The 23,965-nt window shown below is 71.4% G+C and carries 18 protein-coding genes and 1 tRNA gene; 16 read left to right on the top strand and 3 right to left on the bottom strand.

The window, feature by feature from the left end; translation table 11 throughout:
• The 16 genes from sucD (at position 1) to fxsT (OIE69_RS10110) (ending at position 19,987) form a co-directional block, all read left to right on the top strand.
• Positions 1–876 (top strand): succinate--CoA ligase subunit alpha, encoded by an 876-nt coding sequence (sucD, locus tag OIE69_RS10185; protein WP_326571634.1) that lies wholly within the window; start codon positions 1–3, stop codon positions 874–876.
• Positions 873–1,325, top strand: a complete 453-nt coding sequence (locus OIE69_RS10180) for a carbonic anhydrase (protein ID WP_326571633.1) — start codon at positions 873–875, stop codon at positions 1,323–1,325. Before sucD ends, OIE69_RS10180 begins: the two co-directional genes overlap by 4 nt.
• Positions 1,322–2,866 (top strand): aldehyde dehydrogenase family protein, encoded by a 1,545-nt coding sequence (locus tag OIE69_RS10175; RefSeq protein WP_326571632.1) that lies wholly within the window; start codon positions 1,322–1,324, stop codon positions 2,864–2,866. Before OIE69_RS10180 ends, OIE69_RS10175 begins: the two co-directional genes overlap by 4 nt.
• Positions 2,867–2,994: 128 nt before the next feature.
• Positions 2,995–3,079 (top strand) — tRNA-Leu (locus OIE69_RS10170).
• 760 nt (positions 3,080–3,839) lie between these two features.
• Positions 3,840–3,962, top strand: a complete 123-nt coding sequence (locus OIE69_RS10165) for a hypothetical protein (protein WP_326571631.1) — start codon at positions 3,840–3,842, stop codon at positions 3,960–3,962.
• A 355-nt stretch (positions 3,963–4,317) separates the two neighbouring features.
• Complete coding sequence (locus OIE69_RS10160; RefSeq protein ID WP_326571630.1) at positions 4,318–4,986, top strand: hypothetical protein; 669 nt, start codon at positions 4,318–4,320, stop codon at positions 4,984–4,986.
• Positions 4,987–4,996: 10 nt separating this feature from the next.
• Positions 4,997–6,508, top strand: coding sequence for a hypothetical protein (locus tag OIE69_RS10155; protein ID WP_326571629.1), 1,512 nt, complete (start codon positions 4,997–4,999; stop codon positions 6,506–6,508).
• On the top strand, positions 6,505–6,672 hold the full coding sequence (fxsA, locus tag OIE69_RS10150) for an FxSxx-COOH cyclophane-containing RiPP peptide (RefSeq protein ID WP_326571628.1): 168 nt from the start codon (positions 6,505–6,507) through the stop codon (positions 6,670–6,672). Before OIE69_RS10155 ends, fxsA begins: the two co-directional genes overlap by 4 nt.
• Entirely contained in the window at positions 6,669–7,859 is a 1,191-nt protein-coding gene (locus tag OIE69_RS10145; protein WP_392567486.1) for an FxsB family cyclophane-forming radical SAM/SPASM peptide maturase, read from the top strand. Before fxsA ends, OIE69_RS10145 begins: the two co-directional genes overlap by 4 nt.
• 26 nt (positions 7,860–7,885) lie before the next feature.
• A complete protein-coding gene (locus OIE69_RS10140) occupies positions 7,886–9,223 on the top strand; it encodes an HEXXH motif domain-containing protein (protein WP_326571627.1) in 1,338 nt (445 codons plus the stop codon).
• 139 nt (positions 9,224–9,362) lie between these two features.
• A complete protein-coding gene (fxsT, locus tag OIE69_RS10135; RefSeq protein WP_326571626.1) occupies positions 9,363–12,359 on the top strand; it encodes an FxSxx-COOH system tetratricopeptide repeat protein in 2,997 nt (998 codons plus the stop codon).
• A 29-nt stretch (positions 12,360–12,388) separates the two neighbouring features.
• Positions 12,389–12,874 (top strand): CU044_2847 family protein, encoded by a 486-nt coding sequence (locus tag OIE69_RS10130; RefSeq protein WP_326571625.1) that lies wholly within the window; start codon positions 12,389–12,391, stop codon positions 12,872–12,874.
• Positions 12,871–13,827: an AAA family ATPase gene (locus OIE69_RS10125; RefSeq protein ID WP_326571624.1), complete on the top strand. Its 957-nt coding sequence runs from the start codon at positions 12,871–12,873 to the stop codon at positions 13,825–13,827. The genes OIE69_RS10130 and OIE69_RS10125 overlap by 4 nt, the downstream gene beginning before the upstream one ends.
• 3 nt (positions 13,828–13,830) lie before the next feature.
• The gene (locus OIE69_RS10120) at positions 13,831–15,606 is read left to right on the top strand and encodes a hypothetical protein (protein WP_326571623.1); all 1,776 of its coding nucleotides are present in this window, start codon (positions 13,831–13,833) and stop codon (positions 15,604–15,606) included.
• Complete coding sequence (locus OIE69_RS10115; protein ID WP_326571622.1) at positions 15,603–16,859, top strand: CHAT domain-containing protein; 1,257 nt, start codon at positions 15,603–15,605, stop codon at positions 16,857–16,859. Before OIE69_RS10120 ends, OIE69_RS10115 begins: the two co-directional genes overlap by 4 nt.
• On the top strand, positions 16,856–19,987 hold the full coding sequence (gene fxsT / locus OIE69_RS10110; protein ID WP_326571621.1) for an FxSxx-COOH system tetratricopeptide repeat protein: 3,132 nt from the start codon (positions 16,856–16,858) through the stop codon (positions 19,985–19,987). The genes OIE69_RS10115 and fxsT (OIE69_RS10110) overlap by 4 nt, the downstream gene beginning before the upstream one ends.
• Before the next feature lie 90 nt (positions 19,988–20,077).
• Here fxsT (OIE69_RS10110) and OIE69_RS10105 read toward each other — a convergent pair whose 3' ends face one another.
• The 3 genes from OIE69_RS10105 to OIE69_RS10095 all read right to left on the bottom strand — a co-directional run bounded on the left by OIE69_RS10105 (position 20,078) and on the right by OIE69_RS10095 (position 23,773).
• Positions 20,078–21,484, bottom strand: a complete 1,407-nt coding sequence (locus OIE69_RS10105; RefSeq protein WP_326571620.1) for an FAD-dependent oxidoreductase — start codon at positions 21,482–21,484, stop codon at positions 20,078–20,080.
• Between the two features lie 177 nt (positions 21,485–21,661).
• On the bottom strand, positions 21,662–22,225 hold the full coding sequence (locus OIE69_RS10100; protein WP_326571619.1) for an NADPH-dependent FMN reductase: 564 nt from the start codon (positions 22,223–22,225) through the stop codon (positions 21,662–21,664).
• A gap of 567 nt (positions 22,226–22,792) precedes the next feature.
• The gene (locus OIE69_RS10095) at positions 22,793–23,773 is read right to left on the bottom strand and encodes a helix-turn-helix domain-containing protein (protein ID WP_326571618.1); all 981 of its coding nucleotides are present in this window, start codon (positions 23,771–23,773) and stop codon (positions 22,793–22,795) included.
• Positions 23,774–23,965: the final 192 nt, after the last annotated feature.

The following is a 23,965-nucleotide window of genomic DNA, read 5'->3' as shown; positions in this document are numbered from 1 at the left end:
ATGGCCATCTTCCTCGACCGCAACAGCAAGGTGATCGTCCAGGGCATGACCGGCTCGGAGGGCATGAAGCACACCCGCCGCATGCTCGCCTCGGGGACGGACGTCGTCGGCGGCGTCAACCCGCGCAAGGCCGGCACGAGGGTCGAGTTCGACGGGCGCACCGTCCCGGTCTTCGGCTCGGTCAAGGAGGCCGTGGGCATGACCGGCGCCGACGTCAGCGTCGTCTTCGTGCCGCCGCCCTTCGTGCGCGCCGCCGTCGACGAGGCCGTCGACGGCGGGCTCGGGCTCGTCGTCGTCATCACCGAGGGCGTCCCCGTCCACGACACGGTCGCCTTCCGGGCCCGCGCGGTCGCCTCCGGCACCCGCGTCATCGGGCCCAACTGCCCGGGCCTCATCAGTCCCGGACAGTCCAACGCGGGCATCATCCCCGCCGACATCACCACCTCCGGCCGGATCGGCCTGGTGTCCAAGTCCGGTACGTTGACCTACCAGTTGATGTACGAGCTGCGCGACCTCGGCTTCTCCACCGCGGTCGGGATCGGCGGCGACCCCGTCATCGGCACCACCCACATCGACTGCCTGCGCGCCTTCCAGGACGACCCCGAGACCGACCTCATCGTCATGATCGGCGAGATCGGCGGCGACGCCGAGGAACGCGCCGCCTCCTACGTCTCCCGCCTGGTCACCAAGCCGGTCGTCGGCTACGTCGCCGGCTTCACGGCGCCCGAGGGCAAGACCATGGGCCACGCCGGCGCCATCGTCTCCGGCTCCTCCGGCACCGCGCAGGCCAAGAAGGAGGCGCTGGAGGCCGCCGGCGTCAAGGTCGGCAGTACCCCGTCGGAGACCGCACGTCTCGTTCGCGGACTGCTGCGGTGACCGCCCCCGCAGGGGCCGCGGCCGTCGAGCAGCTGCTCATCCGCAGATACGACGTGGGCGCGGCACTCACCCCCCTCGACCTGGAGAGGAAGGAGGCCCGCACCGGAGTCGCCATCGTCGCGTGCATGGACTCCCGGCTCGGCGTCGAGGCCATGTTCGGGCTGCGGGCGGGCGACGCCGACGTCATCCGCAACGCGGGCGGCTGCGTCACCCCCGACACCCTCCGCTCGCTGCGACTGAGCCAGCTACGAGGCGGTACCCGCCAGATCGTGCTGGTGCACCACGAGGACTGCGCGGCACTGGGCGACCCCGCAGAGGACCTGCGCGTGTGCATCGCCCGCCTCCGCGACACCACGGAACTGCCCCACACCGAACTGGTACGGGGATTCCTCTACACCCGTGGCGGTGCGCTGCGTGAGATCCGCCCCGAGCGAGCGGAGAACCCGTGACCCTCGCCCTCAAACCCGGGACGGCCTGGACCGACGCCTGGCAGCGGTGTCTCCGGGCCGCCCCGGAGGCGTTCCACGACGACCGCGTCCTCAACCTCTGGGCCGGCGCGTGGCAGGCCGACGGCCGGATCCTGCCGGCCACCAGCCCCGTCGACGGCACCCCCGTCGCCGGGGCGCCCCGGCTCGACGCGGACACCGCCCGGCGGGCCGTCCGCGCCGCCCTCGACCAGCACCGCGCCTGGCGGGTCATCCCCGTCGCCGAGCGCAGGGCGCGGGTCTCGGCCGCCCTGGACGCCCTCAGCGAGCACCGCACGCTGCTCGCCCTCCTCCTGGTCTGGGAGATCGGCAAGCCCTGGCGGCTCGCCCAGGCCGACGTCGACCGGGCCATCGACGGCGTCCGCTGGTACGTCGGAGAGATCGACGACATGGTCGAGTGGCGCCGCCCGCTGCCCGGCCCGGTCGGCAACGTCGCCGGCTGGAACTACCCCATGAGCGTCCTGGTCCACGCCATGCTCGTACAGGCACTGGCCGGCAACGCCGTCGTCGCCAGGACCCCCGCCGACGGGGGTCTGGCCTGCCTCACCCTCGCCTGCGCGCTCATCGCACGCGAGGACGTACCGGTGACCCTGGTCAGCGGCGGCGACGAGTTCTCCGCGGAGCTGGTGCGGGCCCCCGAGCTCGGCTGCGTCTCCTCCCTCGGCGGCCGGGACACGGGCGTCCGGGCCGCCACCGCCGTGGCCGACCCGGGCAGACGCCATGTCATGGGGCAGGAGGGCCTGAACGCCTGGGGCGTGTGGGACTACAGCGACTGGGAGTCCCTCGGCGGCCACATCCGCGGGTCCTTCGCATACGCCAAGCAGCGCTGCACCGCCTACCCCCGCTTCGTCGTGCGGCGCGAGCTCTTCGCCGACTTCCTGTCCGCCTACCTGCCCGCCGTGCGGTCCGTACGCTTCGGCCACCCGCTCGCCGTGGACGACCCCGGGGACGACCTCCCCGAACTCGACTTCGGGCCGCTCATCAACGCGGCCAAGGCCAAGGAACTCGGCGACCTCGTCTCCGAGGCCGTCGACCGCGGCGCGATACCGCTGCACCGCGGCAGCCTCGCCGACGCCCGCCTCCTGCCCGGCCAGGACACCTCCGCCTACCTGGCGCCGGTCGCCCTCCTGAATCCGCCCCCCGCCTCCCCGCTGCACCGAGCGGAGCCCTTCGGCCCGGTCGACACGATCGTCCTGGCCGACACCGAGGCGGAACTGCTGGCCGCCATGAACGCCGGCAACGGCGCTCTCGTCGCCACCCTGTCCACCGACGACGAGGACACCTACGCCCGCCTCGCCCCGGAGATCCGCGCCTTCAAGGTCGGCCACAACAGACCCCGGTCCCGAGGCGACCGCGCCGAGCACTTCGGCGGCCTCGGCGCCTCCTGGCGCGGTGCCTTCGTCGGCGGCGACCTGCTGGTCCGCGCCGTCACCCAGGGCCCCGCGGACGAGCGCCCGCCGGGGAACTTCCCCGGCTACCACCTGATGCCGGCCGAGGTCGCCTGAGCACTCCGGTGCCGGGGCCCACACGGCCCCGGCACCCTGTGCACCCTGCGGATACGCAGGTGAAACCCACCCCGAATCCTTGGTATCGTTGTGCCTGTCGCCGCGGGGCCAGCCCCTGCGGATCACCTGTCCGGGTGGCGGAATGGCAGACGCGCTAGCTTGAGGTGCTAGTGCCCTTTATCGGGCGTGGGGGTTCAAGTCCCCCCTCGGACACTCGTTACAGCGATATGCGGATGAGGGCCTCGACCTGACGGTCGAGGCCCTCATCCGCAATGTTCGTACCTGATCGCGATGCCTAGGTGTACAGACCTGTGAGGTTGGGACGCGGCTGGCGGGTCGTTGGTCCTTGATCGCGGTGTTTCCGCGGTGGTGACTGCAGGTGTTCAGCCACTGGGGGTCGCGCCGCTCGTTCACTGAAACAGCTTCCGCAGTTCCGGCATGTGGCCGCATCACGTCCCGACTGCGCAACGCGGTCGAACGCCGGGTGCGCTACGTCGGTCGACCGGGGCGGATTGCTTCCGCACCGTGGCAGAAGAGGTGAGCAGTGCCGCGCTGCAGCCGGTCGAGGTCCTCGGCGTCGATGAGGTCCGCCGCGGACGCACCCAGCGGCGCCGGACCTGGACACCCGTCATTGGGAGCCGATCGCTGGCCAGTGGCACACCGGTTTCGTCCACGCCGCAAGTAACCAGGGCCTGCTCGGCCGGGTTGAAGGCCACGCCGCTGCGAAAGCACGGAGTGTCGGCATCAGCACCGGGTCGATTGCCCGTCCCCAGTCGGCGGCGCCACCGGACAGGACCATGTGTTCAGTGACGGGGGCGAAGTAGAGCGCCGCTGAACGAGCGATCACCGAGTACGTCGCCGTCCTACGCATCCGCGGGAGTGCCCACGGGTATGAGCGGAACGGGTCGCCGTCGGTGCGAACATGCCGTTCCACAGGAGCGGTGTGTTCCCAGTTGCGGGGCGGTCCTGACGTGTGCTCAAGTCACTGGTCGCCGCGACGGAGGAGGAGGTGATGCGGTGGCTGGTGATCCGGCGCCCTGGGCCGGTCGTTCTCGAGCCGACCGTCGTCGTGGCCGTGATCGGCCGGGGCAAGTAATGGGGGACGCTCCCGTTTGCCGGACCCTGGCCATACGGAGCATGCGACAGGGACTCGCTCTGCCTGTTGTCTGCCTGCCGGCTGTTCCCAAGCCGAGCCGCTCACACGCAGTCTTGGTCGGGCCCGCTTCGCGGCAGCGGTCCTCCGCGCGGACCGTGGCAACCGCGAGCGACGGCCTGTTCTCCGCTTGGGCTGCACGAGCGGCCCGGAGTACCCGGCGCGCGCAGCGGTGAGGGTGGGGCCGCCGGATCGAGGGGGAAGGTGCTTCGTGGCGCTCACCGGCAACCATGAGCGTGAGGTCCCCCTGTTGCGCCGCTGCTTGTGTCCTCAGGGCCCACCTGGGCGAGAACAGGAGGTGGCAGCCGCCATGTTGATCGAGCGGTTCGTGGAGCGTTCCAGCGGTGAGATGCTCGCTGGTGACCAGTTGGCGGGTGCGATCCACCTGTCCTCCACTGCGCCGGGTGCGGAGCGTGAGAATCTGGCCGAAGCGCTCGTCCAACGACTTGACCGGCCGATGCAGCCCGAGCCGGATCCGTTCGCCGTGCTGATTGCCGACCTGCGGTCCGGGGGACTCGACCCCGACGCCGTCAGGCTTGCCGACGCTCGGTGGGTGGCCGGAAACCTCAGCGGCTCTCGGGGGGCCGTCGGCATGTCCACCGCCCTGTCGGCCGGCCAGCGGACGTCGGCAGCGTTGGCTCTCCGGGCGGTTCCCGGAGGCGGGATTCTGTCCCGTTCGAGGAAAACGCTACTCGCCCGCCTCGGCCTCGACGAGGCACTCCTCCTGCTCAGACGTTGTTGCCGCTATGTGGAGTGCCACAACGGCGTGGGCGGGCTCGGCCTCCCCGCCCACGCCGTGGCCCGGACGGAGACTTTCGGCCACCGCCGCGAAGGCACGGCACATCATTCCGAGGGCTCGTTCGCCACGGTCAGCGAGCCGCGGGCCCGCCGTTCACCCGGGTCACTGCCGAACGGCTGCGGTCGCCCGCACCCCGAGTACTGCCCGCACGCCGGCCGCCGACGATGAGGACAACGGTGTGTTCCCCTCCCCTCTGCAAGCCGTCCGCCTGCTGCGCGTGGCCACCGCCCGGCAGGACGCCGATCCCGTCCTGGACGCCGAGTGCGCCGGCGCGCTGCTGCACCTGTGGCATGTCCACGGTGCCCCTGCTCTCCTTGCCGAGGCACTGGGCCATGCCCGCAGGTCCGCCCGCCGGGCCCCGACCGGACCGGGCCACGCGGCCACGGCCGCCGTGCTGGGCGCCCAGGCCGGCGAAGCCGTCCGCGATGCCGACCCCGCCACGGCCCTGCGGCTGCTGGCCCGCGCCGACACCGCCTACGCCGCGGCCTGCCGCGCCGCCGCCGATACGCCGACGCTGTGCCGGCTCATCCTGGATCGCGTCAAGGCCCTCGAGATGCGCTGGAGCCTGGACGGTGACGACACGGCCCTGCACAAGGGCATCGGCATGCTCGAGGCCGTCACCGACTTCGCCGGGGCACCGCACGACGTCGCGCTGGTCCACGGTCGCCTACTGCGCCGACTCGCCGCCACCAGCGACGACCCGGTCGAGGCCCGCGACCACGTGGCACGATCCGTGCACTGCCTCACCGCCGCCGTCGCCGGGCTGAGGCCCGGCCAGGTCCCCGAGCTCGACCTGGAGCTCGCCGACGCGCTACTCGACGCGGGCCCCGACCACCACGAGGAGCTCCACGCCTTCCTCACCCGCCGCCTGGCCGACGCCTCGGGCAGCCGGCAGGCCCACCTCCTTGTGCGCTCCGCACACCTTTCCCTCGCCCTCCATCGGGAGACCCGGGACAGGCACCATCTGGCCACCGCCGAGGAGCACCTCACTCGGTCCCTGGCAGACCTGCCTCCGGACGGCCCCCAGCACACCGCCGCCCTCGAGCTCCTCGCCTCGGTTCTCCTGCGCGCAGAGCCTCCCGCCGCCCAGGACACCGGCCGGGCCGTTTCTGCCCTGCGAGCCTGCATCCGTGCCACCCGTCACCACGACCCGGCCCTGGCCGAGCGTCGTGCCCTCCTCGGCCGCGCCCTGCTTGCCCGCTACCACCTCACCGGTGACCGGATCGACCTCCGCGAGGCGGAGCATTGTCTGCGTCTCGCCGCGGACACCGTCGACGAGCCGTTCACCAGGGCATCCCGGCTCCTCGAGTGCGGACAGGTGCGCATCACCGCCGCCGCGGGCCTGGACCGCCCGGCGCGCCTCGACGACGCCGTGGCAGCCTTCCGTGCCGCCGTCCGCGCTGCTCAGGAGGCGATCGACGTGCCCGGCGCAGCGGCCCGCCGCACGCCACGGCGCACCGCACAGGCCGTTGTCCTCACCGCACGTGCCCTGCACCTCACGGGCACGGCGCACGAAGCGGCGCAGCGGCCCGTTGCAGCTCACGCCGCCTACCATCGGGCGGTGCAGGAGTGGACAGGACTTCCGGCGGGCATGGAAGTGACAGCAGCACCGGCGCCAAGGGACAGCGCGCAACGTCTCGCAGCGCTCGACGGGACACCAGGACTGGCGACCACCACGGGGGACCCATGACCGAGAGCACGCCGCAGGAACTGCCCGACTTCTCCCGTCTCGACCTGGAAACCCTGCGAACTCTGGACCACCCCGTCCTGAGTGACCTCGTCGAACGGCTCACGGACAGACAGGACAGCGCTGCCGAAACCCTCTGGGGCTTCAACAACGCCCTGCCACAGTGACGCACTCGTCCGGCACCGCTTACACGCCCGACCCCGCACCCGGCACCACGCGGACCTCGGTGCCTTTCAACCAGTTCATCGTCAAGACGCATGCCCGCTGCAACCTCGCCTGCCGGTACTGCTATCTGTACGAAGGGCCTGACACCACATGGCGCGACCGGCCCCCGACCGTCCTGCCGGCCGTCCGGGAGCAGACCGCCCGCCGCATCGGCGAACACGCAGCTGCCCACGCGCTGTCCCGCATCTCCTTGGTTCTGCATGGCGGTGAGCCACTGCTGCACGGTCCCGGGCCGTTGACCGCCTACGCGGACGCGGTACGCCGTGCGGTTCCCTCCGACTGCGCCGTCGATGTCACCGTGCAGACCAACGGCACCCTGCTCACCGACGCCACCGCCGCCCGGCTCGCCGAGCATCGCATCAGCGTGGGTCTGAGCATCGACGGCGGTCTCCCCCACCACAATCACCGCCGCGTCGACCATGCCGGACGGCCCGCCCACGCCCGGACCGTTGTCGCGGCCCGTCTCCTGGCCCGGCGTCACCCCGGCATCTACGCCGGCATCCTCACGGTCGTCGACCCCGCATCTGACCCTGTCGAGGTCTACACGTCCCTCCTGGAACTCGAGCCCCCCGTTCTCGATCTCCTCCTGCCGCACGGCAACTGGAGCGCGCCGCCGCCTCTGCTGCCCAGTGACTGCGCCCCTTACGGCGACTGGCTGTGCGCCGTTTTCGACCAGTGGTGGCACGCCCCGAGCCCTCGAACGAGGATCCGGCTCTTCGAGGATTGCATCGCACTCCTCCTTGGCCTTCCCGCGGCCGGCGAATCCCTGGGGACAGCGCCGTTCACCGCGTTGGTGGTGGAGACAGACGGTGGCCTGGAGCAGGTCGACTCCCTGAAATCCGCCTATCATGGCGCGGCCGCCACCGGCCTCGACGTCTTCCGTCACACGCTCGACGACGCGCTTCGTCACCCGGGTGTGCGCGCCCGCCAGGCCGGTGCGCGTGCGCTCGCCCCCGCTTGCCGTGCCTGCCCCGTCGTCGCCGTCTGCGGAGGCGGTCACTACGCCCACCGCTACCGCGCCGGCGCCGGCTTCGCCCATCCGTCCGTGTACTGCGCCGACCTGCAGCGGCTCATACGGCACATCGCTGCAGCCCTGGCCGCCGTGGCGCCTAAGGGAGGAACGCGTTGACCGTGGTGCTTCCCGGGTTTTCCCCGGTGCCGCGACACGTGCTCGACCTGCTCGCCCGCACCGGCAGCGACGACGAGTCGCTGGACCTTCTCCTCCGCGGCCAGCAAGCCCGCCGACTGCTGTTGCTGCGGCTGCTCCTCGACGCCACCAGTGCCGCGGCCCCCGCCGAGAGGTCGCGCTTCCGCGGCCACTGGGACCTGCTGGAGGCGGCCGAGCGGTCCGGCCCCGATGCCCGGGAGGCCGTCCACCGTGGTCTCCAGCATCCACTCGTCGGCCCCTGGGCCCGGCAGGCCCTCGCCGGCCTGACCGCCGGGCGCTCAGCGGACCTCGGGTTCTTCGGGGCGGTCGTCGTCGCCGCCGCGGTCCGCAGCGGCCTGCCGTTCCGGACACGGCTGAGCACCGAGCGGGGCGAACTCCACCTGCCCGGGCTCGGGGTGCTCGTCTGCGGGCCGGACACAGACGTGGGTGCCCACTTCGACGGGGCCGTGCTGCGCTTGATCCCCGCGGCGGGCCGCGACGTTACCGTCTGCCCGCAGCCGGAGCACGGGGCCTGGTCCACGGACCCCGGATGGCGGGCGGCTCACGCCCTGCCCGCGCTCATCCCCGGCGGGCGACCCGTGCCGCTCGACGACCTGGGCCCCTACCGGCATGACGCGGCTCTCGGTATCCACGCCGTCACCCTTGATGACGCCGGACGCAAACGTTGGCACGAGGCGTGGAGCGGTCCGCTCACGGCTCTCCTGCGGCACGGCCACCCTCACCAGGCCGCCGAGACCGGCCGGCTGCTGGCCTCATTGGTCCCGGTGGCCGTGCCTGAGGAGGCCGGTCCGCTCGGCTACTGCAGCGGAACCCGGCGTGACGCCTTCGGCTGTGTCTACTCCAGCCTGCCGCCTGGCCCGCTGGGCGTGGCCGAGATGCTGGTCCACGAGACACAGCACGCGAAACTCTCCGCGCTGAGCGACCTCGTCACCCTGCACCACGCGCCGCCCGACGCCCGGTACTTCGCCCCCTGGCGGCCTGATCCCCGCCCCCTCGACGGGCTGTGGCAGGGGGTCTACAGCCATCTCGCCCTGGCGCTGTGGTGGCAGGGCTACGTCCTGAACACGCCGGACGGGTACGGGCGGGAGCGCGGTTGGGCCGAGTACGCCCGGTCCCGCGAACAGGTCACGGCTGCCCTTGGGCAGCTGGTGGGCTCGACCGACCTGACACCCGAGGGACGGCGCTTCGCCGACGGAATGCTCGCCGCCCACCGGCGCTTGGAGGAGCCGCCGCGCCCTCATCGGCACCGCGCACAGGCCTACGTCGCCACGGCACGTGAGGTGTGGGAGCACCGCATGCGACAAAAAGCGAACGAACCACTATAAGATCTCATAAACCCGCCGCAGGCGGGACGGAAATACGCGATGGGAAAGATACTGCCGGCACTTGACCGCTGATCTCAGTGGCGCAAACCTTGCCCGCCCAGGGGCTGCACACCCTAAAGTCGGATGAACGAGTAATAATATGACGGGGGCTCAGGTGACCGTGCGACCGCAGAACGACGTCGTCACGATCAGTTACGCGGGATTCAACCGGCCCTGGGCCACATGGATCGCCGACCGCATCGAGCGGCGCGGTGTCCACGCCGTCCTCCAGCGCTGGGACCCTGCCAATGAGGAGTCGCTCGTCGAACTCCTCACCGACCTCGCCCTGTCACCGGGCCGGGTCCTGATCCTGTGCAGTGACTGGTACTTCCAGATGGGCCCCCGCACCCAGGCGGAGTGGAACCAGGCCCTGCGCACCGTGCTGAGCGAGCGCCCCGGCCTGTTCCACGCGGTGACGATCGCCTCCAAGGCCCTGCCCTCCGCCACCGCGGGCCTCGCCCCGGCCGAACTCCTGGGCCTGCGCGAGCCCGACGCCGAGCACCGCCTCCTGGAGCGCCTCGGCCTCGCCGGCCTGCCCGCCGGCCCCGTCCCGTCCCGGGTGCCCCGCTTCCCCCGCGACACGCCGGACGTCCGCGGCAACGTGCCCCGCCGCAACGGACGTTTCACCGGCCGCGAGGACCTGCTCGGCGACATCTACCAGTTCTTCACCACCTCCGACGAGGGCTCCGGCGTCCTCACGCTGCACGGCATGCCCGGCGTCGGCAAGACCCAGCTCGCGGCCGAGTACATCCACCGCTTCGGCTCCGAGTACGACGTCGTCTGGTGGACCGGGGCCGACAATGCCTACACCTACCGCGAACAGCTCGCCGGACTCGCCCGCCCCCTGCGTCTGGCGACCGGACCCGGCTACGGCGAGCGCCTGCGCGCCGTCCTCGAGGCCCTCCGCAGAGGCGAGCCCTCCGACCGGTGGCTCGTCGTCCTCGACAACGCTGACGACCCCGCCGGCTTCGACGGCATCCTCCCGTCGGGTTCCGGCCACCTCTTGATCACCTCCCGCAACACCGCCTGGGGCCGGTACAACAGCCATCTGATGCCGGTGCCGGTCTACCAGCGCGTGGAATCCGTCTCCTTCGTCCAGCGCCGCGCGCCCCGCCTCACGGAGGACGAGGCCGATCGGCTCGCCGGAGCCCTGGAGGACCTGCCCATCGCCCTCGACCAGGCCGCGGCATGGCTCAGCGAGTCCGACATGACCATGGAGGACTACCTGCAGCTGCTGCGTGAACAAGGCCCCGACGAGGAGCTGCTGAGCACTTCCCAGGACTTCCCCACCTCCTTCCCCACCGCACTGGCCCTGCTGGTCAACGGCCTGAAGGAGACGCACCCCGAATCCGTCGACCTGCTGCGCCTGAGCACCTGCTTCGCTCCCGGGCGCATCCCGATCGGCCTGCTCCAGGGAATCCGCCGGCGTCAGCTGCCCGAGCGTGTCCACAGCCTCCTGTCCAGTCCCGTGGCGTGGAACCGTGCCCTGGCCACGCTCCGCCAGTACTCGGTCGTCAGCCTCGAGGAGACCGGCCGCGGCACCGCGCACGGGGACGAGGACGCCCCGGACTCCGTCTATCTGCATCGAATGGTCCATCAGATCGTGCACCACAACATGCCCCGGGCGGACCACGAGACTCTGGGTGCCGTGGCCCGCGCTGCCCTGGCCGCCGCCGATCCCCAATCACCCGGCGACCCGGCACTCTGGTCCCGCTACGCCGAGATCACCCCTCACCTGCGGCCCTCGGGAGCACTGCGCAGTACCGACCCCGCAGTCCAGGACCTGGTCCTCAACTGCCTGCGGTACCTGTACAGCGCCGGTGAGTACTCCGCGGGCATCTCACTGGCGGAGGAGACCCTCGGCATCTGGAACGGCCTGCTCGGCCCCGAGCACGAGCGCATCTGGGACATCACCCACCACTACGCCAACCTGCTGCGCAGCACGGGCGACTACACGCGCACCGAGGAGGCGAACCGCAGAGTCGTCGACCATCTGCGGGCCGAGCGGGGCCAGGACGACCTTGACCATGTGCGGGCGGCCAGCGGGCTTGCCGCAGACCTGCGGGGTCTTGGCCGCTACCAGGATGCCCTGGAACTGCAGCAGTGGGTGCTCGACACCTACCAGCGTCTGCTGGGCGAGGAGGCCCGGTCCGTCACACAGGCACAGAACAACCTGGGCATCAGTCTGCGTCTTCTCGGCCGCTACGAGGACGCGGTGCTGCAGTTCCAGGCCGCGACCGAGGCCGCCGCCCGCTACCGTGGCCCGCTCCACACGGACACCCTCAACGCTCAGCGGGGCCGGGCGGAGACGCTGCGTCTGCTGGGCCGCTACCGCGAGGCGAAGCACGAGCAGGACGACAACCTCGCGAAGTACGCGGCGCGGAGGATGGAGAAGGACCACCCCGATGTTCTCAGGGCCGAGCTGAACCTGGGGCTGGTCCATCTGCGCAACGGGCCCGTGGACCAGGCCGGACAGGAGATCACCTCGGTGGTCGAGCGGGCCCAGCGGACCCTGGGCGACCGCCATCCCGACACCAGCATGTACCTCAACACCCTGGCCTTCTACATCCGGGAACACGGCGACATCGACGACTCCCGGCCCCTGTCCGAGCGGGTGTCCGCCACAAACGAGAGCATGCTCGGCCCGGATCACCCCTTCAGTGCCGGCGCCCGCAGCAACCTTGCCCTTGTCCTGCGCAACGTGGGCGAGCGCCGCCAGGCCTCCGACCTCGCCGAGGAGGCACTGGCCACCATGACCGCCGCCGTCGGCGAGTCGCATCCGTGGACCCTGGGCTGCGCCGTCAATGCCTGCGCTTTGCGTCATATGACCGGCGAGTACGAGGCCGCAGTCGAACTGTCCGAGACCACGGTGACCCGGGCCACCGAAACCCTCGGACGCACCCACCCACTGACCCTCTCCGCCCGCATCGCCTACGCGGACGACCTCAGAGGCGTACGCAGGCTCGCCCAGGCGGCCAAGGAGGAGGACTCGGCCATCACTGATCTGGCCGACACCCTCGGCCGCGGCCACTTGCATACTCTCGCCGCCCGAAACCGAGTCCGCCCGCACTGGGACTTCGAATCTCTGATTTCCTGACCCGAGCCGTACACGGGGGAAACGACCACATGCCCATCGACATACCCGTCTTCGCCGATGGCCCCGGCGCACTGGACACCCCGCCCCAGGGCGACGCCCTCTACGACGACATCAGGACCCGGGGCCGTGCCGGACAGGCCCGAGATCCTCATCACTTGGTTCGCGGTGCCTACGGCCCGGCACTCGAACTCGCCGAGGAGGCCGTCCGCCAGGCCGCCCGGCGCTTCGCCGCGCTCGGGCGTGCGGTGCGCCCCGACGAGATCGAGATGCAGTTCGGCGTCACGGTGAAGGGGGAGGGCACCGTCGGCATCGCCAAGGCCGGGGCCGAGGCCCAAATACGCTTCACCTTCCGCTGGGACACCGCACCCACCGGAGCCCATGACCTGCCCCAGCAGCGTGCCGAGGACGAGGCCGCGCCACAGAGGGACGAGGCCGAGCGGCCGGAATCTCCCGGCAGCGAGGAAGCGGTCCGCGGCGCGGAGGACGAGCCGGGACGTGAGGTCACCCACCGGTGAACGCTCCCGACGACCTGGCTGCGGGAATACTGCCGTTCAGCAGAATAGTCGGCCAGGACTCCCTCAAACTCGCGCTGGAACTGGCTTTCGTGGCACCCGCGATCAATGGCGTCCTGGTCAGCGGGGAACGCGGTACCGCCAAGTCCACCCTGGTACGGGCCTTCTCTCTCATGGCTCACGGGCAACTGCCCGTCACCTTGCCGATCAACGCCACCGACGACCGGGTCCTGGGCGGCTGGGACATCGACGCGCTGATGGACAGCCGCGCGGTGAAACGCGCCGGCCTGATCGAGGAGGCCGGACGCGCCGGCATGCTCTACATCGACGAGGTCAACCTGCTCGACGACCACATCGTCAACATACTCCTCGACGTCGCCGCCGCCGGCATCCTGCTCGTCGAACGCGAGGGCCAGGAAACCCGGACCCCCGTCTCCTTCGTCCTCCTGGGCACCATGAATCCCGAGGAAGGCTGGCTACGGCCCCAACTCCTCGACCGGTTCGGTCTGATGGCAGCAGTCGACTCCTTGGAACCGGACCAACGGCACCGCATGGTCATGACGGTGCTGCGGTTCGATGAGGAACGCGCCAGTGAACGGGCGGGCGAACGCTCCGCCTGGCTGGAGGAAGCGCGCGCCCTGGATCGGGAGCGCGCCGAAGCCCTGCGCAAGGCCCGCTCCGCGTTCAGCTCCGTCCACCTTCCGGAGGACCTGACGCGGCGTACCGTCGAGGCGGTGACCGCTCTCGGGGCACTGGGGCATCGGGGTGAGGTCGCCGCGCTCAAGGCCGCCAAAGCTCATGCCGCCCTCGACGGGGCGCACGAGGTGACCGGCCGGCACATCCGCAAGGTCCTGCCCATGGCGCTGTCCCATCGGCGCGCCGACGACGACCAGACCGGCGTCCGCCTTTGGTCCGAGGAGGACGAAGTGGTCCTGGCCGACCTCTTCGAGGAGTAGCCGGTGCCTGCAGTGACCACCACCGTCGAACGGCTCACCGCCCTGCTCCAGGCCGTCGCCGTCGACCCGCGGCTGGGCGGCCTGCTGGTGCTTGACGCCGACCCGGCCCTGGTCACGCCGGTGGCCCGCGAGCTCGCCGCCATGGTGGGGGCGGCCGCCGGCACGGAGGGAAGCACGCTCCGGCTGACTCTCGACTCGGCCACCCGCGACGAGGACATCTGGGCAGCGCCCCGCCCCGCGCCGTCCCCGGCTACATGGTGGCGGATCGGCCCGGGTGACCTGGTCCGGGCCGAACTCGCCCCAGACCCCCCGCCCGTGGTCACCATCCCGGACCTGGCACGCCTCGGAACCACCGGCCTGCGCGCCGTGATCCAGTTCGTCGGCGCGGACGAGATCGTGGTCGAGCACGGCATCAGCCGCCGCTTCCGCCCCAGGTCCCGCTGGCTCGCCTTCTGCGGCACCGCCTTCCTGCATGCCGTGCCACGGCATGTGCTCGACCGCTTCACACTGTGTGCCACCGCCGAGGACCTCACCCCGGCCGACATCCGAGATCTCCCGCTGCCCCGCCCGCCCGGGCCTTCCCCCCTGCCGGCCGTCACCGACCGCGCGGTCCGCCACCTTGCGCAACGGCTCGGCACGGCGGCCGGCCCACGTCGCCTGCTGACTGCGGCACGCCTCACCCGTACCCTGGCACAGCTCGACGGGCTGCGCGAGGCAGGTCTCGGCCACGCCCGCCACGCCGCACAGGCCATGGGCCTGGCCGAACTGCCCGACCCCGGCCCGCAGCCAGGAGCCGATGCCTACACGCCCCCCGTGTTGCCGCCCCGAACCCCGCCCACGGCAGCGGAGCCGTCCTCCCTCGCGCCCGGATCCGGTACCGTTTCCGCCCATGTCCCCGTGGACAGCCGCAGCCTTCCGGCGGCATCGGTGCCCGCCCGCCACCCCGTCATGGAGGGCAGCACCGTCGATACCCCGGGTGGCGTCTCTCTCCGGCTGCCCCGCACATTCGCGGCACACCACCGCCACCGGTCGCGCCGCGGCCCGGTGACCGGCCTGACCCAGGCCCGCTCCCGGCACGACCTGTCGGTTGTCGGCACCGTGCTGCAGGCAGCGTGGTTCCGCCCGCTGCGCTCCCCTCACGGCGGACCGCTCGTCATCGACCCCACCGACCTGCGGGAGCACCGACGTGCCCCCGTCCCCGACCGGTTCCTCGTCGTCCTCCTCGACCACACCTCCCGCGACGGCGGCGACTGGAGCACAGCCCTCGAGCCGTTCCTGAGCTGGGCCTACACCCGTCGTGCCGGAGTCGTCGTGGTGGAAATCGGGTCCCGCGACGCCACGAACGAGGTACGCGCCGAAGTCCTCGCGGTCCGCAACGTCCTGCATCCCGCGCTCACGGCCGCCCTGCGCCGCCCGGCCGGCCGTGCCACGCCGCTCGCCCACGGCCTGACCTTGCTGGCGCGGCACGTGCACAGGGTGCTGGCCCGGCACAGCGGCGCGGCCGCCGAGGTGCAGGCGGTGATCGCCACCGACGCGCGGGGCAACATCCCCCTGGAGGCGAGCCTGTCCGGGCGTCTGCCCGACCCGCCGGTCGGTGTCGACGGCGCCGATGACGCACGGGACGCCGCCGCCCGCCTCGGCGAGGAGGACAGGACCCGGCTCCGCGTCTTCCTCCTGACACCGGAGGGCCACACGGACCGCGGTCTCGTCCGGGAACTCGCCGACCGGCTGGGCGCGGCCGTGCTGAGCACCCGCGGGGGGAGGACCGCCCGCCGATGAACGCCCTGCCGCCCCGCCTCCCCGGCTCCCGTGATCCGCGTGCCCTGGCCCGTCGCCTGCAGACCACCGCCCACCAGACCGTGGCCCGTGCGGTCCGGCACCCCACAATGATGATGGCGACGGCACGCATGTCCGCGACGAGCCGTCTTCCAGAAGGCATCGCCGTGCTGCACATCAGTGCCGAACGGACACAGGGCGAGGACTCGTACCGGGTCCGCGGTTGGTGCTGGTGCGGCAGACACCGGCCGCTGAACCTGCCGCCCTCCCACGACCGTCTCCTCGCCCCCGACATCACCCTCGCCGGCCTCAGGCCCGGGGGCGAGGACCCCTCCGAGATACTGCGCGGCATCAGACGTTGGTCGGCGCGTCACCCCGAACTGCTGGACTGGCTCGCACACCTGCGCGACGACAGCCACGAACCGCCTGCCGTTCTCGTGCGTGACGAGACCGGGGGCGACTTTCCCTGGGAAATGCTGTGGGTGCGGCAGGGGACGGAACCCGAACTGCTGGGCGCCGTCCTGTCCGTGAGCCGATGGATTGTCCGTGGCTCCGACGACCTTCCCCAGAACCGTCTCGCCCGCCCCGGCCGTGTGGTGGCCTACGTCGACCGCGAGATGGAAGGAGACCTGGCGGCCTTCGTGCCCTTCGAACACGACGTCAGCGATACCCTTCCCGACTTCCTTGACACCCTGGAGGAGGACGAGCACCACACCGACCTGGTGTATCTGGGCTGCCACGGACACCACGGCAGCCGGCTCAGCGAGTTGCGCCTGGACAATCTGACGTGGCAGGAGATCGAGGAGCGCTCCCTGAATCTCCTGGAGAGCCACCGTCCCGTCGTCTTCCTCAACGTCTGCCACTCCGGCCAGTTCCTCGACGCACGCCGCCAGGGCGAACGCCGCAGGCGAGGATTCGCCGAACTCTTCCTCGCCAAAGGCGCGGACGGATGCATCGTAGCCGCCGGCGAAGTGGGCGACCCCGAGGCGCGAACTCTCGTCCACATCCTCATGGCCGGCACCGCCGGACTCCCCGGCCATGCACTCGGCGAACTGATCCGTGCCTTTCGCCAGCGCCGGGCCCAGGCCCTCGGCGACCTCTCACGCCTGCCCCTGCGCTACCCCCGGGGCACCACGTACGACCTCGAGGGCCAACGCCGCGTCCGCGACGTGCTGTACGCCTTCATGTTCCACTACTACGGACATCCCGCCCGCGTTCTCGCCCTGGCCGAACCGCCGGGAAAGGCGACGGCATGACCGGTACCGGCGACATCCCGCTACTGACCGCGCCCCTGGTGGCCTGGCCCCGGCACGTTCTGCCCGGCAGCCGCCACCTCGTCACCGTCGACCTCGCCGGACCGCTCACCGAGGACGGCGGCAACGGCGACTGGGCCTGGCCCGAGGAAGAACTCGAGTTCGTCGTCGGCCTCGACGGCGGCGACCACTTCACCTGCCAGGCCCTGGAAGAACCCCTGCTGGTACTGCACCGCTTCGGCGGCACCTACGGCCTCGTCGAATTCATTGTCGAGACCGCCGACGGCACCTCTGGCCCCGCGGCCCTGTGGCTCAGCCTCACCAACGCCCATGGCGTCCCCGTCCACGTCGTCGAACTACCCGTCGACATCGCCCCCGCCGGTCCGGACACCCCGCCCGCTCCGCCGACCCGCCACCTGCCGGCTCACACCAGCACATCACCTTTCACCGGGACCGCCGAGGAGCCCGCGGCCCCGCCGCCCCTGACCATCCTCTACGCCGGCCCCGACAGCGCCTGGGCACTGTGGGCCGGCGACGTCTGCCGCCGCCACGGGCGCCCGGTCCGCTACCAGCGCGTCGCCGCGACCCGGATCGAAACGCCGCGCCAGATAGTGGCCCCCGCACTCGAAGCGGCCCTCGGCCCCGTTCTGTTCCTGCTCGGCCACAGCCTTCTGCGCCGGCCAGTCCGTCCGGCCGACGAATGGACAGCCCCCCTGGCCGAGGCGACCGAGACCTCCGCCGTCCGCCTGACGGTCATGGCCGTCGACGACACGGCCCTGCCCGCACTGCCGCCCCGGGACGTCATGCCCGCGGCGTTGGAGGGCATGGACGCCCCGCATGCCGAGGAACATCTGACGCGCCGCCTGGGCCTCGGGCCCGAGCTTCCCGGCACGGCACCAGCCGTGCGCCATCCCGGCCTGCGGCCGAGAGTCACCCACGGTGTCCCCTCACGCAACCGGCGCTTCACCGGACGCGAGGACCTCCTCGCCCGCATCTACCGGCGGCTGCATGACGCGGGGACCCCCGCCCGCCTGGCCCTGGCCGGCGTCCCCGGCGTCGGAAAGACCCAGCTGGCCACCGAGTACGCCCACCGGTTCGCCTCCCAGTACGACCTCGTGTGCTGGGTCAGCGGCGAGAACCGCGCCGTCTACCGGCGTGACCTCGCCGCCCTGGGCCGGGCCCTGAACCCTCCCGCGGCCGCCGACCACGACTACCGCCAAGGCGTCCGCGCCGCCCTGGACGCCCTGCGCGCGCCCGAACACCGCCCATGGCTCCTGATTGTCGACAACGCCGACGACCCCGGCGAGATCCACGACCTCGTCCCCGGCGACGACACCACCAGTCACGGCCACGTACTGATCACCTCACGCACCGCCCAGTGGGAGTCCCGCCAACTCCCCGTCCTCGACGTGCCCGTCTACCAGCGGGACGAGGCGATCGAGACCGTCCGCAGACGAGTACCGCAGCTCACCGACAGCGAGGCACAGACCCTCGCCGAAGCCCTTGGCGACATGCCCCTAGCCCTCTCCATGGCAGCCGCCTGGCTCGCCAACTCCGGCGGCACCGTCAGTCAGTACGTGGAACGGCTGGCCATCGCCCTCGACGCGCCCGCCGCTTGGGCCGTCACGTTCCAGGAACTCGAGTCGACCGACACCGACGCCCTCGCGCTGCTGAGGTTGTGCGCCCACTTCGCCCCCGGGCCCGTGCCGCTGGGCATGTTCCTCGGCACCCCCGCACCCGACCGGGCACCACCACCGCTGCAGCGGCTGCTCGGCCACCCCGACACTGTCCAGCGAGCCGTCGACGTCCTCCTGCGCTACGCCCTGGTCACCAGGGCACCCGACGCGACCGGCACCTTCGGGCCGTTCCTCGGCATACACAGCGTCGTGCACGCACAGGTGCGCGCCCACACCCCGCCGAGCGCCCGGGACGAGTACGCCCGGGCAGCCCGCGCCGTCCTGAGGGCGAACGATCCCGGCACACCGGACAACAGCGGGACCTGGCCCGACTACGGGGAGCTCGTCCGCCATCTGCCGCACTGCGACGCCCTCACCACGGCCGACAGCACCACCCTCGTCCTGCACTGCCTGCGCCAGATGTATCTCGTCGGCGATTACGACGCCGCCCTCCAGGCAGCGGAGACCGTCCGCGACGCCTGGCCGGGGCAGGCCCCGGCCGACGTGCTCCGCGCACTCGACCACGAGTACGGGAACCTGCTGCGAGCCGTCGGCGACCACGCGCGCAGCGCCACGGTCAGCGCCGCCCTGGTCGAGCATGAGACCAGCGGCGCCGGCCTGATACGCGCCCTGAGCGGCCACGCCGCCGACCTGCGCGCCACCGGGAGATACCAGGAAGCCCTCGAGTTCTCCCGGCAGGCCAGCGCCTTCAGCCGGACCCAACTCACCAGCCACCGCGACCCGCTGGTCGCAACCTCCCTCAACAACCTCGCCGTCTCCCTGCGCCTGCTCGGCAATTACCACGAAGCGCTCGCCCTCGACGACCAGGCGGCCAACCAGCGCGCCGAGAGTCTCGGCGCGGGCCACCACTGGACCCTGTGGAGCGAGTTCATGGTCGCCCTGGACCTGCGGTTGCTGGGCAGGATCAACGAGGCGCTCAGCATTCAGCAAGGCAACCTGCGGGCCAGCGAGGAACGCCTCGGCACGCACCGCGTCCAGACCCTGCTCGCGCGGCACAACTGGGTGCAGTGCCTGCGTGCCGCCGGACGCACCGAGGAGGCCGGACAGGAGATCCGGCACGCGATGCGCGACGCCGCGCGCCTTCTGGCTGACCACGACCTGCGCCGTCTCCAGGTGACCACCGCCCACGCCATGTACCTGCACGACCAGGGTGACCGCCGGCAGGCACTGGATGCCATGTCCGCGGTGCATCGTGGATACCTCGGCAGTCTCGGGGAGGAACACCCCTTCACTGCCGGGAGCAAGGTGAACCTGGCCATCGTCACGGCACCGTACGACCCCACCGCTGCGCAGGCCCTGGCAGCCGACGGGCTCACCGTGCTCGCCGGACTGCTCACCGACTCCCATCCATGGACCGCCGGAAGCCGCCGGACGTACCGGGCTCTGGCCCGCGGCGAGCAGCCGGGCTGGGAGTTCGAGCCGCTGACGACGTGAAGGGGACGGGAGGATTACGGGCGCCGGGATCGGGGTGGGGGCCGGACGGATGCGTCCGGCCCCCACCCCCCGGTCCCGGCGGTACCCCCGTCAGCCGGGCAGGATGTTGTGGTTCACGCGGAACATGTTGGTCGGGTCGTACGTCTTCTTGGCGGCGGTCAGACGCCGGTGGCGCTCGGCGCCGTAGACCTCGCTCAACCGCTCGGGGTCGGTGGCCTCTTGGGTGGAGAGGAAGTTGACCATCCTGCGCCTGTCCGCCCAGGGCTCCATCGCGTGCATCAGCGCGTCGAGTTCGCCGGTCAGGAACCCGGCCTGGTCCGGGGCGCCCACGCCGAAACCGAAGAGGACGAAGGGAAGCCCTCGGGTGGAGACGGCGTTGGGCACCGCGGGCTCACGGTCGAGCGCGCCGCCGAGCATGCGGATCTCGACGCTTACCAGCGGGGAGTCCGACCCGGGGCCCAGTAGTTCGATCAGCTTGTCGGCCGCCTCGGCGGGGAACGCCCTCAGCATCGTCGTGCGGTCGTAGTAGGGCATCGGCGTCGGCGGGTCCATGTGGATGGCGCCCATGGCGGTGTAGGGCATCTCACCCACGGTGTCGACGAGCACCGGGGCGGCCGCGCGCAGGGGCGCGATCAACCGCTCGCCCTCGGCCACCGGACCGAGGAAGGCGAACCGCACGTGCACCACGAACGCCCCCCGCAGCGGCTCCGGCAACTCCGGCAGCGGGGGCAGCCGTTGCACGGCGAGCGAGGAGGACATCTCCTCCGGCATGTCCGCCTGCCAGGTGCGCCAGGTGTGCAGGACATCGGCGAGGTGTTCGCCGGGGAAGTGGATGCCGCCGCCGTAGAAACGGGTCAACGGGAACAGGTCGAACTCCAGCGCGGTGACGACGCCGAAATTGCCCTTGCCTCCGAGCAGGGACCAGAAGAGTTCGGGATCACTGCCGGCCGTGACGTGCCGCAACTCGCCGTCGGCGGTCACCACGTCCAGCGAGCGGACATGATCCGCCGCGTAGCCCCGGCTCCGGCCGAGGACCGGACTGAGTCCGCCCCCGAGGGTGTAGCCGGCCACGCCCACCAGTGGAGCCGAGCCGCTCACCGGGGCGAGACCGACCTCGGCGGCCCGGTCGATGACCTCCTGCCAGATCACTCCGGCCTCGACCCGTGCGCGTCTGCGGCCGGCGTCGACGGCGATGCCCTTCATGCGCCGGGTGCTGATCAGAACCCCGCCCCGGGCGGGGTGGACCTGCTGGTGCCCCGTGGTCTTCACCGTCACGGGCCGGCCCTGGCGGGCCGCGAAACGGATCGCCGCCCGCACGTCGGCCGCGTCGGCGGCACCGACCGCGAGCGCCGGCTCAAGGGGGACGTTCAGGTTGTAGATCCGGCATTCGGCGTCGTAGCCCTCGTCGCCGGGCAGCAGAACCGGGCCGCTCACCAGCGATGCGAGTTCGGCCGCCTCGGCGGGCGACACGCGTGGGAACGGAGCGTCAGAAGTCATGAGTTCCTCGTGATGTGTGCCGCGGGGCCGGCGGGCGGTCGCCCGCCGGGTCATCCCGCGCGTGCGAGCCGGTGCCGCATGGGTGCCGGCAAGGCCATGTGCCCGACGGGCAGGCTCGTTTCGTGGCACCCGGCCGCCGGAGCACGGCCGGGTGCCGCCTCGCGGGGCAGCGGTTGATCAGGCGTTGGCGCGCAGCGGCTGCATGGCCTTCGACCAGCTGACGACCTGGTCGAGCATGGTCTCCGCGGCGGGCCGGTGGTGCGGGCCCGGCTTGAAGACGCTGTAGTTCTCGAAGTCGGCCAGGAGGGACAGTGCGACCTGCGCGCGCACCGTGACGATCTGCAGCTCACTGGCGATGAGACGGAGATGCTCCACGGCGCGCACGCCACCGTCGGCGCCGTATCCCACGAAGCCCGCGGCCTTGTTGTTCCACTCCGCGTACAGGTAGTCGATGGCGTTCTTCAGGGCGCCCGTGGTCGAGTGGTTGTACTCCGGGGTGACGAACACATAGCCGTCGAACTCGGCGATCCTCGACGCCCACGCCTTGGTGTGGTCGTTCTGGTACTGCCCGAGCGACGGGGGGAGCGCCTCGTCGAGGAACGGCAGCGGGTGGTCCGCCAGGTCCACGAGCTCGAACTCCGCGTCGGAACGCTGCTTGGCGATGTCGAGTATCCAGTCCGCCACGGCGGCGCCGTTGCGCCCCGGGCGGGTGCTGCCGAGGATGATCGCGATCTTGGTCATGTCGTGCCTTTCGTGGGTGCGGCGCACGTCGAGCGCGGAGGCGGTGCCTGGCGCGGGGGTCGAACGTGCTCGGCCACCGGGGAGGGTGCACACGAGGTGGCTTCTCTGGGGCGTTCGCCCTGGTCGAGTGCCGCAGGCTCGGTGCCGACGTCGTCGTCGGTGGCGACCGTAGAGCGAGGGAATCGGGAAGGCAACCAGGGCACGACGCCCGATATGTCCATCTGTGGGGGCGCGTTTGGGAGCGGCCCGCCGCGCCCGTCGGACACCTGCGGGCGACCGGTCGGTCGCCCGGGCGGGAGAGCCGCGGGAACGAGGCGGGGGCGGGAACACCGGCCGAGGAGCCTGTCGCCGGCTGCCGTTTCGCCGTTCGACGGGGCCGCGCGGCGCCGGCGGTACGTCCCGCCGCCGAGGGGTCCGGCACTCCGGTGGCCGACTCCTCGGCGCCGCGCATCGGACCCGAATCCCTGCACGGGAAGGCAAGTCGGCGGACGGATCCCTGCACGGGAAGGCAAGGCGCTGGCCGGCGTGCCGCTTACCTTGGGAGTGCCGGCGAGGTCGCGCTCGGCGTCAGGCGGGTGCCGCTTCGCCGGGGAACGCACGGCTTCGGTGACGCCACTCGCGGGGGCTCACGCCGTACGCGGCTTTGAAGACGCGGCTGAAATGAGGTGCGCTGGTGAACCCCCACCGATGGGCGATCGCCTCGATGGTCATGAATTGGTGCACGGGCGAAGCCAGTTCCCTCTTGCACTCTTCGAGGCGCTGAGTCCTTATCCAGTCGCCGAGTGCAATGCCCGCTCGGGACAGGGTCAGGTAGAGCTGGCGTACGGAAACGTGATGCGCGGCGGCGATACGCGCGGCAGTCAGGTCGGGTTCTGCCAGATGGAGGCCGACGTATTCCTTGACGCGCTGAAGAAGCGTGTTGTGCAAAGGCCCCCGGGCCAGGTCGTCACGGCCGAGGCCCGTGGTGACCACGGCTCTGATCAGGTCGACGCTGGGTTGCGTGAACAGGGTGGCCTCGGCCTCGCCGAGAGCGGCCCGGCTGCGGGCCAGCCGGGCGAAGTACGCCACCGCGGCACCCACGAGCGGGCGCTCCGAGCCGAGCCGCACGGCCGCCACCTGACCGAGCAGGGAGGACTGCAGCCCCAGGACGTGCGTGGGAACGCGAACGACGACCGTGTGGACGGGGCCCTGAAAGAAGATCTCATAGGGCTTGGCGTTCTCGATCACCGTGATGTCGCCCGCCCGGATCTCACCCCGGTTGCCCCCCTGGCTGAAGCGGGTGACCCCCGCTTCCTGCAGGGCGACGAGAACGTGCGGCACCATGTCCTCTTTCACCGGTGCGGTCGCCCGCCGGAGGCCGGCCACGTTCCAGTCGATTCCCGTGACTTCCACCGAACCCACCGCGTTGATGTTCGCGACGGCCCTCAGGTGAGTGGGGTTCGGAGGGAGATCCACCTCTATTCGGCCGTTCACCGACCGCGAGAGTTCACGGATGGCATCCGCGCGATCGCCGGGAGTCAGCGACCTCAGGTCGAACCGAATTGCCATGTGCGCTTTCTCCCTGACCGATCGCGAGACAGTCGTTGCCGTGACGGGCCTCCACGGTACAGCGGCCAATGGTCCACTTTGCGATCTTCGGTGTATTGTTCACGATTTTTTCGCTTGGTCTGATTGTTCGTCGCACGGGCGAGGGGTGACGGGATCCGTTGTGCGGCATGCGGCAGGAAATGGAAAGAAAAC

It is taken from the genome of Actinacidiphila glaucinigra (assembly GCF_035918135.1).
Lineage (GTDB): Bacteria > Actinomycetota > Actinomycetes > Streptomycetales > Streptomycetaceae > Actinacidiphila > Actinacidiphila glaucinigra.
The sequence above is the reverse complement of the archived record's forward strand: the minus strand, read 5'-3'. Positions and strand labels throughout refer to the sequence as shown.

Coding starts and splice junctions, on each gene's coding strand:
- OIE69_RS10100 (WP_326571619.1), bottom strand. CDS start 22,225: ATGACCAAGATCGCGATCATCCTCGGCAGCACCCGCCCGGGGCGCAAC.
- OIE69_RS10130 (WP_326571625.1), top strand. CDS start 12,389: ATGCCCATCGACATACCCGTCTTCGCCGATGGCCCCGGCGCACTGGAC.
- OIE69_RS10115 (WP_326571622.1), top strand. CDS start 15,603: ATGAACGCCCTGCCGCCCCGCCTCCCCGGCTCCCGTGATCCGCGTGCC.
- OIE69_RS10095 (WP_326571618.1), bottom strand. CDS start 23,773: ATGGCAATTCGGTTCGACCTGAGGTCGCTGACTCCCGGCGATCGCGCG.
- fxsT (WP_326571626.1), top strand. CDS start 9,363: ATGACGGGGGCTCAGGTGACCGTGCGACCGCAGAACGACGTCGTCACG.
- sucD (WP_326571634.1), top strand. CDS start 1: ATGGCCATCTTCCTCGACCGCAACAGCAAGGTGATCGTCCAGGGCATG.
- fxsT (WP_326571621.1), top strand. CDS start 16,856: ATGACCGGTACCGGCGACATCCCGCTACTGACCGCGCCCCTGGTGGCC.
- fxsA (WP_326571628.1), top strand. CDS start 6,505: ATGACCGAGAGCACGCCGCAGGAACTGCCCGACTTCTCCCGTCTCGAC.
- OIE69_RS10105 (WP_326571620.1), bottom strand. CDS start 21,484: ATGACTTCTGACGCTCCGTTCCCACGCGTGTCGCCCGCCGAGGCGGCC.